Origin of the sequence: Psychrosphaera sp. 1_MG-2023, from assembly GCF_030548245.1 — a bacterium.
GTDB lineage: Bacteria > Pseudomonadota > Gammaproteobacteria > Enterobacterales > Alteromonadaceae > Psychrosphaera > Psychrosphaera algicola.
On sequence record NZ_JAUORW010000021.1, the window covers coordinates 1 to 16,475 of the forward strand.

Annotated in this window: 13 protein-coding genes; 8 read left to right on the plus strand and 5 right to left on the minus strand. The window is 40.8% G+C overall.

Annotated features, from left to right (window positions below):
• Positions 1-804, plus strand: an 804-nt coding sequence (locus Q4575_RS17035; RefSeq protein WP_303523617.1) for a hypothetical protein, incomplete at its 5' end; no start/stop codon positions are given.
• Between the two features lie 75 nt (positions 805-879).
• Here Q4575_RS17035 and Q4575_RS17040 read toward each other — a convergent pair.
• Entirely contained in the window at positions 880-1,050 is a 171-nt protein-coding gene (locus tag Q4575_RS17040; RefSeq protein ID WP_215963812.1) for a hypothetical protein, read from the minus strand.
• 344 nt (positions 1,051-1,394) lie between these two features.
• Between Q4575_RS17040 and Q4575_RS17045 the strand changes: the two genes are divergently transcribed.
• From Q4575_RS17045 to Q4575_RS17055, 3 genes are read left to right on the plus strand one after another with little or no spacing between them, the layout of a single operon-like run.
• Positions 1,395-2,120, plus strand: a complete 726-nt coding sequence (locus Q4575_RS17045; RefSeq protein ID WP_303523620.1) for a hypothetical protein — start codon at positions 1,395-1,397, stop codon at positions 2,118-2,120.
• Entirely contained in the window at positions 2,120-2,608 is a 489-nt protein-coding gene (locus Q4575_RS17050; RefSeq protein ID WP_272180266.1) for an RNA polymerase sigma factor, read from the plus strand. The genes Q4575_RS17045 and Q4575_RS17050 overlap by 1 nt, the downstream gene beginning before the upstream one ends.
• A gap of 2 nt (positions 2,609-2,610) precedes the next feature.
• A complete protein-coding gene (locus tag Q4575_RS17055; RefSeq protein WP_303523623.1) occupies positions 2,611-3,171 on the plus strand; it encodes a hypothetical protein in 561 nt (186 codons plus the stop codon).
• A 144-nt stretch (positions 3,172-3,315) separates the two neighbouring features.
• On the opposite strand, the gene Q4575_RS17060 is transcribed toward Q4575_RS17055, so the two are convergent.
• Complete coding sequence (locus Q4575_RS17060; protein WP_303523625.1) at positions 3,316-4,491, minus strand: SGNH/GDSL hydrolase family protein; 1,176 nt, start codon at positions 4,489-4,491, stop codon at positions 3,316-3,318.
• Between the two features lie 507 nt (positions 4,492-4,998).
• Here Q4575_RS17060 and Q4575_RS17065 point away from each other — a divergent pair.
• Entirely contained in the window at positions 4,999-6,603 is a 1,605-nt protein-coding gene (locus tag Q4575_RS17065) for an ABC-F family ATPase (protein ID WP_303523627.1), read from the plus strand.
• Between the two features lie 135 nt (positions 6,604-6,738).
• Complete coding sequence (locus tag Q4575_RS17070) at positions 6,739-7,158, plus strand: VF530 family DNA-binding protein (RefSeq protein ID WP_215963807.1); 420 nt, start codon at positions 6,739-6,741, stop codon at positions 7,156-7,158.
• A 154-nt stretch (positions 7,159-7,312) separates the two neighbouring features.
• On the opposite strand, the gene Q4575_RS17075 is transcribed toward Q4575_RS17070, so the two are convergent.
• From Q4575_RS17075 to Q4575_RS17085, 3 genes are all read right to left on the minus strand, one after another.
• The gene (locus tag Q4575_RS17075) at positions 7,313-9,976 is read right to left on the minus strand and encodes a M14 family zinc carboxypeptidase (protein WP_303523629.1); all 2,664 of its coding nucleotides are present in this window, start codon (positions 9,974-9,976) and stop codon (positions 7,313-7,315) included.
• A 73-nt stretch (positions 9,977-10,049) separates the two neighbouring features.
• Entirely contained in the window at positions 10,050-11,291 is a 1,242-nt protein-coding gene (locus Q4575_RS17080) for a RimK family alpha-L-glutamate ligase (protein WP_303523630.1), read from the minus strand.
• A complete protein-coding gene (locus Q4575_RS17085) occupies positions 11,269-12,261 on the minus strand; it encodes a RimK family alpha-L-glutamate ligase (protein WP_252736681.1) in 993 nt (330 codons plus the stop codon). The genes Q4575_RS17080 and Q4575_RS17085 overlap by 23 nt, the downstream gene beginning before the upstream one ends.
• A 245-nt stretch (positions 12,262-12,506) precedes the next feature.
• Here Q4575_RS17085 and Q4575_RS17090 point away from each other — a divergent pair, with 245 nt between their 5' ends.
• A complete protein-coding gene (locus tag Q4575_RS17090; RefSeq protein WP_252736682.1) occupies positions 12,507-13,610 on the plus strand; it encodes a M20 family metallopeptidase in 1,104 nt (367 codons plus the stop codon).
• Between the two features lie 196 nt (positions 13,611-13,806).
• A complete protein-coding gene (locus Q4575_RS17095) occupies positions 13,807-16,338 on the plus strand; it encodes a YHYH protein (RefSeq protein WP_303523633.1) in 2,532 nt (843 codons plus the stop codon).
• The last annotated feature ends 137 nt before the right edge of the window (positions 16,339-16,475 follow it).

A 16,475-nucleotide genomic window follows, 5' to 3' on the forward strand; every position in this document is an offset into this window, starting at 1 on the left:
AACTTTCAGGCGACAGTAAGCCATAAAGTAATATTATCGGGTGAATCTAAACAGGTAATAAGCTTTGAAGATGCAGCCGTAAACAGCTCACACTTTAATTATTTAGAAATTACAAATACCAGTAATGAAGGCGTAACGTTTGAGAGTGTTGCTTATGTAACTAATGGTTTGGCGAGTACAGTTAGCCAAATCAATAATTCGCACAATATTCACATTGCTAATCGCTTTAGTATTGACGAGGGTAATTGGCCGTTTGATTTAACTATAGCCGGTAGTGTCAGTTTAGAAAAAAATCAAGAGATTGTAGGTAACTTATATCTTGATAATAGTTTAAATCTCAACGGTTTTAATTTAACGGTCAATGGTAATGTTGAGCAACACGCGGGTATTTTACAAATGGCAGGTGGTTATTTAACGATTGGTGGTGATTACCGCATGCAAATACCAGATGATAGTACTGATTCAGGCTATACCTTTAGCAATGGTTTCTTAAAAATGACCAATCCTAATGATTATATGTTAGTGCATGGTGATTTTTACATGGACAGTCGATATGGAGGTTTTGATTCACATTCATCATCATCTTATTATATCTATAATGGTGATTGGCTAATAGCCGGAACCTTAGAGCTTAAAGGTGACTTTACCCAGTTAAGTACATCAACAACAGATGTTGTTAGTTATCTTGAAAGATATTACCCTCACGAAAACTTCCAGTCTACAGGTGAGCACCAAGTGATTTTGTATGGCAGTGCTGAATTTGAAGATCCAGAAAGTTCTTTTTTCAACGATCCTGATGGCTAATAGAAAAGGTCATTTTTCCGGTAGGTTGTTTAACGAAAAACACCTACCGGTTTACTGAAAATGTCGGTCAGGTAGTTAATCTTTTTTACTGATCACAACTTCAATATTTTTGCTTGTACCTGCAAACCACTTTTGCACATAAATACTGCCGATAACCGGCGGCATGCCGTCTTCTGGCACTTCTTTGTAGCGAATGCTGTTTTTGTTTTGTTTTTCAAATTCGAATTTAACGGTTTTTTCAGTCATGGGGGATCCTAAGGTTTCTGATCTGCTTTGATGATATAGGGAGTTGTTGGCAGTTGCTATAGATTTGAAACTGTCTTACTTGTTTTTAGTCTTTACATTTTAGTGTTTGGGTTTTGTTTTTTTAGTTAAATTAAATAGCTTTTAACTTTAGATACCCGCTTGTTTGTTTTTTAAATAATTATTTTTATTGTTTGTGGATGTTATTTTAATTGTTTAATTTCAATTTTTTACTGTTAGTTTTCGGAGTTTTAAAACCTGGTGTCGTAAAAAAGTGAAAAATATTTGTCAGGTTTTGTCGTTGTTTATCGACTGTTAGGTAAATCACTTATAAAGGAAGCTAAAACATGACAACGATTACACAAACATACAATGACACTATACCAACATCACGCAGCCTTGTTTGGTTCAAACAAGGCTGGCAATTAATGAAGCAAGCGCCTTTTAAATTATTCTTGTTTTTATTTTCGTTTTTGATCATCGAAGGCGTGATCCAAATGTTACCAGCACCTTATAGCGTTGTAGTGTCCAAGTGGGCAATGGCATTAATGGCCGCGTCAACCTGGCCATTGTTACAACATTTAGCCAAGCATCAACGTTTTTCACTCAAAGCCATTTTTTGCAGTGGTTGGGGAAAAATGCTCGGACTCGCCATTGTCTTGATATTGCCTTCAGTTATGCAATTATGGACGGCAAATGCATTACTAGGCGCCGATGGTTTAGCGCTATTAATATACGGGACTATGGTTGAGGTAACACAATTACAGCTTGGAATTATTTTTGCGTCAGCCACACCAGTGATGCTCTTTTTAAGCTTTGCATCGGCAAGGGTATTACTTGCTGATGATAGTATCTCTGCCGCAATCCGTGCCAGTGTGCAAGCGGTCATCCGTGCGTGGCGTCCAATGTTAGTTATTATGATGGTAAATGCAGTTTTGCTTTTATTGGTTCCGTTTACCTTTGTATTAAGTGCATTATTAACGGGTCCATGGCTAGCATGTGTTACTTATCAAGCCTATTGTGAGTTGTTTGACAATGACTCAAACACCACTCAAATTATCAAGGAAATGTAGTGAGCGACAAGCTTGATATCGCAACCTTACTTAAGGAACACGCGCCGCTAATGGCGCGTGTTGCGACAACTTACGAAGCGGATGAAAGTTTGCGGGAAGATTTGATCCAAGACATGTCCCTTGCCGTTTGGCGCGCACTCGAAAGCTTTAGAGGCGAGGCCAATATTAAAACCTTTATTGCCCGAATTGCCCACAACCGAGCGGTAGATCACGTATTAAAAGAAACTCGACGCCACGACCGGCATAACCTCGATGAGCCTTTAGAGAGCATTAGCAGTTCAGTGACCTCAAATAAACAAGATATTGAAATAGATTTGATGACGGCACTGCGTAAGTTAGCTATAGGTTACCGGCAAGTGATAGCGCTGCAACTAGAGGGATTTAATCAAGCTGAAATTGGCATCGCCCTGGGACTTACGGAAGCAAATGTGGCGCAACGTGCTCGGCGCGGGCGGGCACAACTAGAGCAGATATTGAATCGGAGATGAATATGGATCCACAATTTGAAAGTTGGCAGAACGCGTTTAAACAAGCGACGCCAAAAATAGATGTTGATAAATTACTGTCTCAGGTCAAAGCCAGTAAATTCAGACAGCAATTAAAAGCGTACACCGATATGTTAGTTGGCGTTGCAGTTAGTGCGTATAGTTTTTATGCGGCGCTGTGGCTTGCTGACAGTATGGCGCAAACCATGCTGTTTATAACATTAACGCCTATTCCAATTGCTTTTAGTGTGTGGTCTTTTGGTCAACATTCGCGCCTATGGCAACAGCAAACGTTAGACATTAGCGCTTTATTGGCTTTTAAGCGTGACGAGTTGGTTTTGCGATTAAAGTACTGGCGGATAAGCACACGGGTTTGCATAATTCTGTACGTGGCTTTAGCAATCATCGCCTGTGTTAATTACCTTTTGTATGACACGGTTTTTGTTTGGCTAGTGCAGCTCGGCATCAACGGCGCCATATTATCGGCTGTCATACTGCGCTACCGTTATTTAGAGCAACATTTGCCACAAAAGCTTAAAGAAATAGATGATATGGGAAAGGCGTAGCGGAATCTGACAATGGTGATAGATATTAGGTGCTAGCTATCAGACGGTAACTGTCTAGCGGCCTTGTTTGAATAAACCCACGGCGCATAGCTGTTTATGCGCCGCTTTAATTGACAACCCAATTTTGATTGGGAATAACGACAATTACCAACTTAGTTTTTGTTTTATAAACGCGGTTAACTTATCTGCGTTGTCCACATGTTGATTAACTCTAGGGTGAGCGCCGTAGCCGGTAAATCTAAACATTAAGGTATCTATATTTGTGGCTTGGCCATTTGCTTTAGCCTGTTGTTTTATATTGTGAACGGCTGTAGTTATGTATTCTGGCCAATGGTTATCGCTGTTATTAAAATCGGTGGCGTCCATGCTGCCCAATGCGCAGATAAAATAGGCGTTAGGGTGTTTTTCCCGAAGAGTTTGAATGAAATTGGTATACGCCCTCACGATTTGTTCAGGCGTTGCTGCAAGGCGTTTCTGATCGTCTATCAACCAACTGTCATTTTGCCCTAAATTAACCACCACCACATCAGGTTGCCAACGGTTAAAGTCCCATTGGCTCTGATTATCATTCTCGCCCGTTAGTTGGTCGTAATATTGTGGCATGATGAAGTCAAACCAACTGATCATAAAACCAATACCGCTTTTGGCGATACTTTGAAATTCTGCATTTAAGTTCCGAGCGGTTATTGCGGCATAAGACAGATAGTGATTTTTATCGACAGGGTTGTTATCTCCCGTATTGTGCGGGGCTTCGTTACCCATGCCAGCGGTTATCGAGTCGCCGTAAAATACTATTTTTCGAGTCGGGCTAACAGGGGCGGTGAGCAGTTTAGCGTTTTGCTCTAGCTTGACCGCAACTAAGTGTGTGCCACCTTCATCCCCTTCGGTACGTTTAAATATCTCTACTGTGGTTACTTCGGTATTTATCATATGGCTTAGGTTGTATTCGTGAAGTCCTTTTTTAGCCGCCAGCACATATGGAGTTTGGTTCTGGCCATTAAAAATCACGTTAAATAGGTTTCTGCCATTATCGTCATTTAGTTTTAGGCGCAGTTGATTGCCGGTAAATCGAAACTTTACGCTGGTGCCTGGCCACGTTAAATAAGGACCCGGAACTTGATTAAAGTCAATGCGTCCCGAATATGAAAAGTTATCAGCGATTTGCAGTTGGCTTTTTGTGAACTCAACAGTCGCTTGGTCAGCATGAGAAAAAAGGCTAGATGTTATCAGCAGTAATGCAACAAGCGTTAAGCATGACGACTTTACTGTCGTCAGAGAGGGTATTGAATTAACGGATAGAGAAACCGAAAATAAACGCATGAATGACTCCGTTAGAGATAAGATTGATTGGGTTTACGAGTCTACAACATGTTGCATTTGGTAAATGCCAATGACGTATTATCGCAATAAATAGCCACATTACCGCAATAAATAGCCACATTACCGAATAACCAAACAAAAAGCTGTTTATGACTACAAGTTATCTATTTATCATATTTTGTAATTTATGATTGGCCCGCAAATTAAGTAGTCATTAATTCGCCAGTGATTAAAGATGGCTCATTACGTATCAATCTCTTTGTTATTAAAGAAAAGAGTTGAGCCTTTGCACTATTTTCAGAGTCATACAAATCAATCCGTTAGAGCTAAAGGCGACGTCAATAATTGCCTTATCTTTTGTGTTGTTGAAAAAACAATCAAAAAAAGCCAATGTTTAATAGGTTGTAGACGCTAATTCCTGTACAATGCGCGGCCTTAAAACTTTGCGCTTTTTTGTAATTTAGAACTAAGCCATTCAATACACATATGTACTAGGAAATATCTCTTTTGATCACTACGTCTAACATTACAATGCAATTTGGCGCAGAGCCTTTGTTTGAAAATATCTCAGCTAAATTTGGCAATGGTAACCGTTATGGTTTAATCGGTGCGAATGGTTGTGGCAAGTCTACGTTTATGAAAATACTGACGGGCGAACTAGTCCCAAGTTCAGGTAATGTTTCAATTACGCCGGGCCAAAAAGTCGGTACATTAAGCCAAGACCAGTTCGCATTTGAACAATACAGTGTTATCGATACTGTGATCATGGGTGACGTTGCGCTTTGGGAAGTTAAACAAGAGCGTGATGCAATTTATGCCAACCCAGAAATGACGGAAGCTGATGGCATGCGCGTTGGTGACTTAGAAAGCCAGTTTGCTGAAATGGACGGTTATAGTGCAGAAAGTCGCGCCGGTGAAATTTTACTCGAAGCGGGTATTGAAGAGTCGTTTCATTTTGGTTTGATGGAACAAGTGGCACCGGGTTGGAAATTACGTGTTTTACTTGCTCAGGCCTTGTTTGCTAATCCGGATATTTTATTGCTCGACGAACCAACCAATAACTTGGACATTCATACGATCAGTTGGTTAGAAGCCGAATTGAACAAACGTAAATGCACCATGATTATTATTTCGCATGACAGACATTTCCTAAATTCTGTATGTACACACATGGCTGACATTGACTACGGCGAGCTTCGTATTTATCCAGGAAACTATGAATATTTCTTAGAGCAGTCTGCGTTAATTCGTGAACAGCTATTGTCTGGTAATGCGAAAAAAGCCGCTGAAATAGAAGAATTGCAAGACTTTGTAAATCGTTTTGGTGCCAATGCCTCAAAGGCAAAACAAGCCAGCTCTCGTGCCAAAAAGATGGATAAAATTAAACTTGATGATGTGAAATCGTCAAGCCGTATTACACCGCATATTAACTTTGCACCGGGTAAAAAAATGCATCGCCAAGCGTTAGAACTTGATAATTTAGGTCATGGTTTTGACGGCGAAATGTTATTCCAAAACGGTGACTTGTTATTAGAAGCAGGTGCTAAACTTGCCATTATTGGCGAAAATGGTGTGGGTAAAACAACCTTCCTTCGTTGTTTGATGGGCGAACTTGCGCATCTTGAAGGCGTGGTTAAGTGGTCTGAAAATGCGTCTGTTGGCTATTGCCCACAGGACAGTGGCAGCTATTTCGATAACGATTTGACCCTTATGGATTGGATGTCACAGTGGCGTCGTAGCTGCCACAACGACCTTATGGTTCGTGGCATGTTAGGCCGTTTGTTATTTACTGAAGACGACGCCAATAAAAAAGCTCGCAACTGTTCAGGTGGAGAGAAAAACCGCTTGTTATTTGGCATGTTGATGATGCAGGACATTAATGTCTTAATCATGGACGAACCAACTAACCACATGGATATCGAAGCCATTGACGCGTTAAACAATGCGCTAAAAGGCTTTGAAGGTACATTGATATTTGTTAGCCACGACCGTGAATTTGTATCATCGTTGGCAAACCGCATTATTGATATCAAAGATAAAGGCATAGTAAACTTTGACGGCACGTTAGACGAATACTTGTCGAACCAATTGACGGCAAAAAAAGTAGCATAAGCTACACTAAAATAGGCGATGAGTTCATCAACTTGAAAAACGAGGGTTCACTTATTTTTTCAGTAGATGTTTCAGTCGCCTAATTTGATTAGACGTTATCTAAATAGTATTTGACGAAAGTCAGCAGAGAAGATTATGAGTACAGAAGAAATTTACAAAAACAATCCATTACACGGAACGAGCTTAGAGCAAGTTGTTGAAGAACTTGTGGCGCATTATGGCTGGGAAATATTACATGCCTATATGAATGTTAGTTGCTTTAAGATAAATCCAAGTATTGAGTCGAGCTGTAAATTTTTGAAAAAAACACAATGGGCTAGAGAGAAAGTCGAAGCGTTTTATCTTTATAAGCTTAAAAACTTACCTAAACCAGATAATACACAATACGACTTACCACCACGTGACCGCATTGTCCCTTTGACTGATAAGCCTCGTGAACCTAAAGAACTAAGTATTAAAGACGCAGAACGAGTAAAAGCGTTAAAGCAAAAAGCCAATATGCAACGTGCAAGTCGCCAAAGCCGTTCAACGCCGTCAAACCCTTGGGGTGTGTAGTTTAAAAATTTTATTTTCGAGTTTCCATTAAACGGTCAATGAAAAATTCATTGACCGTTTTTTTATGGGGAAGTGTAAATATTGTTAATATGTTTTTATGTATGGGCAATAAAAATTGCCCTTACATAGGCCGTGAGTCGAACAAAGTTTGTCTTTATGTATTGTCTAAACTTTGAAAATACTCGTCGTGTTGTGGTTCCCAATCGTCAGGGTCTAGCTCGATGACAGGTACTGCTTGATTCGCACTAAAGTAAATACAAGCTGGTGACGAATAAAGCGGTACTCCGTCGTAGGAAAATACCGAGTAGTATTTTGGAATATTCGGGTTGCCAAAATCATCGATTGTATATTCATCTTGACCACCATAAATTTTAACGCCGTCCTGCGGCGATTTTGGCGGATGGAAGCGATTTCGGACCACAAATGCCCCAACAAAGTTTTTGTCTTTTGGATTTGTCCACGTTAATTTTGCGAGGTTTTTTTCCAGAGTCACGGTGAAGTTGGTTGGTGCAGGTAAAGGCACTTTTGAACGTTCGATATACTCAATTACCAATTTCGGTTGCTGATAACTGGGTTTGTTTAGCCAGTTAATTAATTCATTTTGACCTTTTCTATTAGGCGAAGTTGCACGAATTAAAAAGCAAATAGGCGTTTGTTCACTATATAAACGCTCAAGTTCTGTTCGAGCAAAACTGTCAAAGTTGAAATAATGTGGTTTTTTGTCGCGCAGTTCACTGTGGCTAACTTCATACCCAATATATTGAATACTATCGCGCATTTTTACTGAGTTATAAGACAAGTTGTCGACTTCGGCTAGTTCGACCGAAAAACGAATATCTTTTTTAGCACCTAATGCGTTGGTGTTTTGTATGACTAAATAGGCATCGGTGATCACAGTAAAATTAGGATCGGGCATACCCTGCATTGCAAAGGCAAGTTGCCCATAAACTTTTTCACCATCAGCGTCGAAGCCGGCTGAGAGTGTCCCGGTTTCAGTATGAGTTTGATAAATACTGTTAACAGCTGTCGGGTAAAGTTCGGCAATTTTCGGTTTTCGTGAGTAGGTGAGTTCAATACTTGGTCGGTAATGAATACCCGCCCCAAAACGACCAAAACCAATGTCAAACTGCATCATTTGTGACTCATGTCCGCGTGGCAATGTTGTTGGGCCTTCTATGCGGATCAATAAACTGCCTTGAGCGATAAAATGTTCCAGTAATTTTCGTTCACTGCCATTAAACGACCAATTACTCCATACTCCTTGTGTTAGCTTGTCCGACTCAATTGCCTGACCGGTATGCAGTACAGTCGCATTTTGAATGGCGTCAAAATTACGGATATCTGGCACGCTCGTTGGGTCAAGAATTGAAATTCCCCACTCACCGTAATTTTCTATTTTTGCCCCCACTCGATTAAGTGGATAGAGCGAAAATGATGCTGCTTCTATTTGCGCGTCGTCTGGAACTTTATCCAATTTAAACTCGATGACGCCATAACATACGCCGCGGGATTTATTTACCCCAATAAATAAGGAGTTTTGACCAAAGTGCTCACGGTTTTTTTCTAGCGTATATTCGCCAACATAACCGATGTCATTTTTTAGTGGGAATAAGGTTCGACTAAAATGGTGTGTTGCTAGACTTGTTTTTAGTTTTACTTCTGGCGCATATGGCCCTGCAATTTTTTGATCAGCAAAAACGGCTCTTATTTTGTAGTAATAATAGCTGCCACTTTGAAGCTGCACATCTGTAAAGGTCGTGGCTTTGGTTAAGCCAACTAAGTTATCTTCAGTACAGGGACTTTTGTGTTGTTCATTGCGGTATATTTCAAAGTAGACCGCTTCATTGCCCGAGTATTCCCATTCTAACGTTGCCTCTGTTGCAGCAACGTCTTTAATCGTAAAATTACTGACTCGAGCAGGTGCTATTGAGGAATAACAAATTGCTGAATTGAGCGCATGGACTAATGCAGGAATATTTTCGTTAACACTTTGCGACATATTCTCCATGTAGTCAGGAATATTTCTGGTGCCAACTTCGACTACGGTCGCAATAATGCCTTTGTCGTAATAATATTCGCGACCACTGCCATTAATTAAGTTTGTTGGTGGTTTACCTCGATGAATACCATATTTTGTACCTGATACTTTTTGAATTTCGTGGGCCATGTTGGCGCATAAAGTATTAAGGTCGGTGGTATCTATTTCAGCTTCGTGATTAAACTTATGTGCTGGGAAAAATACATTGCCCTGAGAATGGTAATCAAGAGAGATAGTAATGTTTTTATGGTTATCTACAAAATCCCTTATGGCACGTGTTTCAGGCTCTGAAAAGGCTTCTGGTCCGCCGTAAGTTGTGGCATTGGTATCGTTTCGTTTTTTAAATCGGCTTCCAAAGTTGCGGTTTAAGTCTACACCATAGGTGCCGTCGCCATTGTTTCTTCTATTTTTACGCCAGAAAGAAAAGTGTGTACGCGAAAACTCAAAACCGTCTGGGTTTAAACAAGGCACGATATACAGGGTATTGTTGCTTAACGCCTGTTTCAGTTTTGGATTAAATTGGTGATTGTCTACGATATATTGCACAAAGCTATTGGCGAGTTCGATGCCAATCCATTCTCGAGCATGAATAGTTCCTGTGTACAATAGAGCTGGTTTGCTATCGGCATTTTCTAAGTCTAAAGAAATAGTTGCCAATACTATCGGTCTTCCTTCCCACGTTTCGCCGATGCTTTCTATTCGGATAAGGTTGGGATGTTCACTCTTAACCTGCTCAAGAAACGCCATAGTTTCTTTATAAGAAGTGTATTGTTTTTTCATCAGTGGCCTATTGTCCGGTATTTAAAAAGCCTAAATTATCAAATTTAGGCTTGTTGTGTTTACCTTTTTCTATTTAATTTAAAGGTGACTCGTTTGTTTCATCGGACGCTGGTATCTCACCGTCACTTGCTGCCGCTTTGTCTATAGCTATATCTGCAGGTGCTTCCGTAATGTCTTTTGCTTTAGGTGCTGAGTGAGGCACATTAGCCGCAGATTTATCACTGTTTTGGCGACGAACATAATTGTCCTGTCGGTTCCATTTTTCGCTTGGCCACTCTTCGTTAGACATGTCTTCATCAAGTGCCACGATAGGGTAATTATCTTCACTGATCTTAGAAAATGTTTCACCGCTATCACAACTTGGAAAAACGTGTTTGCCAAAAGTAATATATCGCATAGTTCGCAGCAACGATGGGCTAATTTTACCCAGTTCTTCCCAGTTATATAACGGGATGTGAGGAAGTCTAAATTGACCGTCTGAAATATTCCACATGATGTATTGGCCAATCCAATCGCGAATGTATGGGAATGCTGCAAATGCCGTTGCGCATTCTAATATTCTCAATTTTCCGTCTATACCGACGGCAATATCGCATGCCCAATATTCCGCATTTGCGGCTTTAGACACCTTAACAGCTAAATCTAATACTTCGGTTGGAACATCTTGGTAGTCCATGCTACCGCCTTGGCTGGTATTTGTAAGCCAGTCGCCTTCAGGCGGTCTACGCCAAAACGCACAAACTGGCTTGTGTCCAATTAACATCACGCGGATGTCGGCACTCATAGGCACAAAGTCTTGGACATAAACAGGGTAGTATTTTTTCTGGGCTAAAAGATCTTTAGCTTCTTTATAGCTATCCGCTTTGTGAACAAAATAACCGCCGTAATTAGATGGACCATAGGATTTTTTAATTATTTTTGGGTACGTCGTTGTTTTTAAAAATGTGTCAGCATCAGCCAATTCGTAAAATATATTGGTTGGTGGGATAGGGATTTGATACTTTTCGCAAAAATGCGTTACATTTTCCTTCGACTTATTGCTGAATTGAGTGTCGAGTGACGGCAAAAACCGGACATTTGGTAGAGCCCGAGAGATCTCCCGGAAAGTTTCATAAGCAGTGGCAGGAATATTACCAACCAAGATTTCAATTTTTTTTCGTTTAATTTCATCAATCAATCGGCTTTTATCGTTGCCCCAATGGTAAACCACAGTTTCGATTTTATCAGGCCAACCTTTAAAGTTGGATTTGTCAAAAAAACGCATAACGTGATCAAGATAAAGTAGGCCGAGTTTAGGCAGTGTGTTTTTGCTCATAAATACTGTCTTCTATTCGTTCGAGTAATGGGAGGGGTTGCGGTTGAATAAATACGGTGCGCTCGATGAGTTCAGCAATGGTATCTATTTTTTTCGTATTAAAATCAATCCCTAGTTTTTCTTGTTCAGGTGTTGCGAAGGCTGGAATGCCATTAACTTCTAGAACAACATATTCTTCTGCATCTAAATCGTAGAGCAGGTCAACGCCGGCGATTTCTAGGCCAGTGACTTTTGCAGCTTGTATTGCAAGTTCAATAACCTCGTCGGATGGTTGTCGAGTGATGACACTGCCGCCGCTTGTGACATTTGTTTTCCAGCTGTCTGTAGGGGCTTTTCTGCCGTAACAACCGATGTATTTGCCATCGACAATATCTACTCGATAGTCAGATTTGTCGTAATTGATGTATTTTTCAAGATAGAAGTGAGGCACATCTAAGCGGTTTAGAAAAGGAACGAGTACGTCTAAGGAACGTTCATCTTCAATTTTAACTATGCCTGTTCCACCCCAACCGTCGGTAGGTTTATAAACCACTCTGCCATTCCATTCTCTAACGGTATCTCGCAGTCCTGAAATATCTTCGCGGTTAAATACTCGATATTCTGGACAACGAATGTTGGCTTGGTTGAGTGCGTAGGTGGTAAGAAACTTGTCTTCACTTAATGAAAACGATTCGAAGTTGTTGATTGTTGGGACGAGTTTATTTATCGCTTGGTATAAATACAATTGATAAGGAGTTTGTGCGCCAGCGTTGTAAGAAAAAAATAAATCCAGCTCCTCCATCGTTACGCCGTTACAAATAATCTCTCCGTTTTGAGCGGAAGCGCGTGCTAAATCCAAGCCTGTTATCACATTTATCCCGCGTTTAGCGAGTTGCATAATAAGCCGGTTTTGGATCTCATCCCCGCCACTATTTTGGTACATCCACATCCCTATAGTAGGGCCATTTTTTGCAATTAACTTGTTACCCATATAGACCTCTAAAGCTCTCAAATATGATGTATAGAACGTTAAATTCATACCCTACGTCAGTTATAAAACAGCAATATTAATGCCATATGATTTCACTGGTTCAGTAATTGCAGAGTTCAGTAAATGGCCTGTTCAACAGTGTAGATAAATTCTTTGTGTTGGTGAGTCAATAAACTGCCCAAAGGCATTCTACATAGCGTCAACGAAGACTTTCACGGAATTAGATTAAGTTTGGAATGAAAAATATGATTAACTTTGCCGAATTAAAATCGATTATTAATTTAAATTCGTACACCAAAAATAAGCAGGGTGTAGATCAAAATGGTGCAATATTTCGCACTTGGATGGAGCAATTGGGATTCCATACTGAAACTTTTCAACGAGAAGAAATAGGGGATCATTTATTATTTTGCAGTTTACATAATTCTAGTTTTCCTAGGGTCCTGTTGTTAGGTCATTTAGATACGGTTTTTCCGCCGAATACGTTCGAAGGATTTAAGGAAGATGCGGATTGGGTTTACGGGCCAGGCGTGTGTGATATGAAGGGCGGCAATATAGTCGCATTAGAATCCCTCAAGCGATTGGAGCGCACTCAAGGCGGCTTATCTAATATTGACATGTTGTTAGTTAGCGACGAAGAAAGTGGCAGTGATGATAGTAAACACTTGAGTTCTGAATTAGCCAAAAATTACGATATTTGTTTGGTGTTTGAAGCGGCAGGGAAAGATCACGAAGTTGTTGTTGGCCGTAAAGGTGTTGGCACATTTACGATTTCATTGGTGGGTAAAGCGGCACATGCAGGTAATCACTATGCAACGGGATGTAATGCTAATCTTGCAGCTGCGCATATGGTGATTGCACTTACCGCGCTTACCAGACTCGAAGCTGGTAGCACAGTTAATGCAGGTAAAATATCAGGTGGAATTGGTGCCAATACTATTTCACCTAAAGCCTCAATTGTAGTTGAACTGAGATATACGCAAACACTTGAACGTGATCGACTATTAAAAGGCCTAAATGACATTGTTGCTACAACTTTTGTTGAAGGGGTAAGTGCCGAGCTTGAGGGCGGTATCCAGCGAGATGTAATGCAACCGTCGGCAAAACAGGCTGATTTACTCCAACATATTGAAGCGCTTTTGGGTTACCCATTAAAAACAGAAAAACGTGGTGGTGTTAGTGACGCAAATATTGTTTCTGCAGCAGGAGTTGCGACTCTAGACGGGTTTGGGCCATTTGGCGATGGTGACCATACGATACACGAACGGGCAAGCAAACTAAGTTTTGAAAGACGAATAGACGAAGTTTCTAAAATATTGCTCGCTTATAACTGCTTTGGCAAAACGTGATTGTGAGGAGCGAATAAGGCAAGAAAAAGAAAAAGAAAAAGAAAAAGGAAAAGGAAAAGGAAAAGGAATTCTAAATTAAACGAAAATTTTGGTTACCTTAATTTTCGATAATTTATCGTGTTTTTTATTTTGATCCTCACTTTTTGCACATTTGTACGTTAGAATTTTGATCATAGTTATTAATTATGGTCATAAGATGTTGATATTAAATTTAAAAACGCCAAGTTGCGCAGAATTATTTAGTACATTACCAAGGCTTAAATCAGCGGCATTGTCCAAGTTTTTGGGTTTGGTTTGCCTTAGTTTATTGTTGTTTGGCTGTGGTAGCGACTCTTCAGAACCTGACGTTGAAGTGCCTGTTGAAGTTACAAATAGCGCGGTAACTGGAACTGTCACAATTCATGGCAGCTTAGACGTTGGTGAGGCATTATCAATCATACAGACCTTGACCGATGGCAATGGTTTGGGGGATTTTAACTATCAATGGATGCGCAATGGCAATGACATAATTGGTGCAACCAATTCGACCTATACCTTAGTTCAAGAAGATGTAGGGTTTACCCTATCTGTGGTCATCACATTTATTGATGGGGATGGATTTAATGAAACAGTCACAAGTGTAGGTCGCCTATTTAATGATCCCCAAGCGTCCAATGACAAGCCCAATATTTTATTGATAATTTCTGACGATCAGGGCATCGACGCCTCTGCGCAATACCCGTATTCAAACGATGCCCCCGTTACACCAACATTAAACGCGCTTGCGCAATCTGGGATCGTTTTTGAAAATGTTTGGGCAACACCGGCTTGCACGACCACTCGCGGCTCAATTATCACCGGGCAACATGGTGTTAACAGTGGCATAACATACGTACCGGCAAAATTGGACTCCAGTTCTACAACAATACAGTCGTATATTAAGACGCTTTCCGGCGGCTCAGTGTATCAAACTGCGGTTTTTGGTAAGTGGCATTTAGGTGGTGGTAACCCAGATGACACTCATCCGAATGACAGTGGTGTAGATTATTTTGCGGGCAATATTAGTAATTTAACCGATTATTATAATTGGTCTTTAACCGAAAATGGCGAAACCACGCAATCGTCGCTATACCATACGACGCAAATTACCGACCTAGCGATTGATTGGATTGCCCAGCAAAATGGCAATAATACGCCTTGGTTTACCTGGTTGGCGTATTCAGCACCCCATACGCCGCTGCATTTACCGCCTAGCGATTTACATCAACGTACAACATTAACCGGCACCGATAATGATATTAATGCAAAACCACGGGAATATTTTTTAGCCGCAATTGAAGCAATGGACAGTGAAATTGGCCGATTGCTCAACTCAATGTCGCAAGCCGATTTAGACAATACATTGGTGATTTTCATTGGTGATAATGGCACAAGTGCCAAAGTACTCGACAATTCGGTATTTAGTCGCTCGAACAATAAAGGGTCGCTAGGTGAAGGGGGCGTTCGTGTCCCTATGGTGGCTTCTGGTAAAGGCGTGACAAGACAAAATGTCCGCGAAGCAGCTTTAGTCAACTCAACCGATCTGTTTGCAACCATAAGCAGTGTTGTTAAAGGCGATGTGATTCAGTATCAAAATAGCTATAGCGTATCAGAGTTGTTTACCTCGGAGGACGCAGGTCTTCGCAGCTACAATTATACCGAGTATGAAAGCGATAATGTGACTGGTTGGGCGGTTAGAAATGATGAATACAAACTGGTTGAATTAGCCGATGGAACGCAATCTTTATTTCATGTTGTTAACGACTTAGATGAGAACAATGATCTAATAAACGATAGCCAATATGCGTCGATAGTTACTGAATTGGCACAATACGCGGCTGTAATACGGGGAGAACAATCTGCAGGTCCCATCGACATTACTGATATGATCCTCACTTCCCGCAGTGGCAATTGCGTCGACTATGTTGAAAGTTACGAATCGACTGTTTTAGACGTAAATAACTCAACTGTATTTAATGGCGATTTAGAGATATCAGTTGTAGGGGATAAGTGCCTGTTTGCCACTAACATGATCCCAAATCACGACTTTAACGATGGCGTCAATGCTTTTCCAAATCAGGTCAGTGCTCAGGACGAAACGTTTGAGATAACAACATCGCCGAGCCACGCGGCTACGATAACCGACCTAACGCTGATGATGGATAATGCGTTAATGTTAAACGGCGTTAAAGTCGACTTGATTGCCGCAGCTTGCTACAACGTTGGTAACGAAAAAATTGGTTGTAATGACATGTCGACCCCATGGCGTTTTGACCCGGTATATATCCCCAACGGATTCCGCGTCGACAGTCATAACGCGCATACTCAGCCGGACGGCAGCTACCATTATCATGGTAACCCTAATGCCTTATTCTGGGATGGCGACGACACTGTGGTATCGCCGGTGATTGGGTTTGCAGCCGATGGATATCCAATATTCGGGAGCTACTTTGACGACAACGGCGTTATTCGTAAAGCGCAGTCGAGCTTTAAACTCAAAGCGGGCAGTCGTCCAAGCGATGCCAGTAGCCCTGGTGGCACCTATGATGGTACTTATCGTGATGATTATGAATATACAGCGGGGGCAGGGGATTTAGACGAATGTAATGGGATGACAGTCGACGGGGTTTACGGTTATTTTGTTACCGATGGTTATCCTTATGTCATGAGTTGTTTTAAAGGTACGCCTGATCCTTCATTTTATAAATAAAATTAACGTTATCGGCAGTCTTTGATTGTCGTTAACGTTCACGTAAAGATGAAGGGGCCGTATAACAAGTGACGTTATTTGACGTAAATTAGCTGCTAAATATTGAAAATTACCATTCTATTTCATCGTTTTCGCAG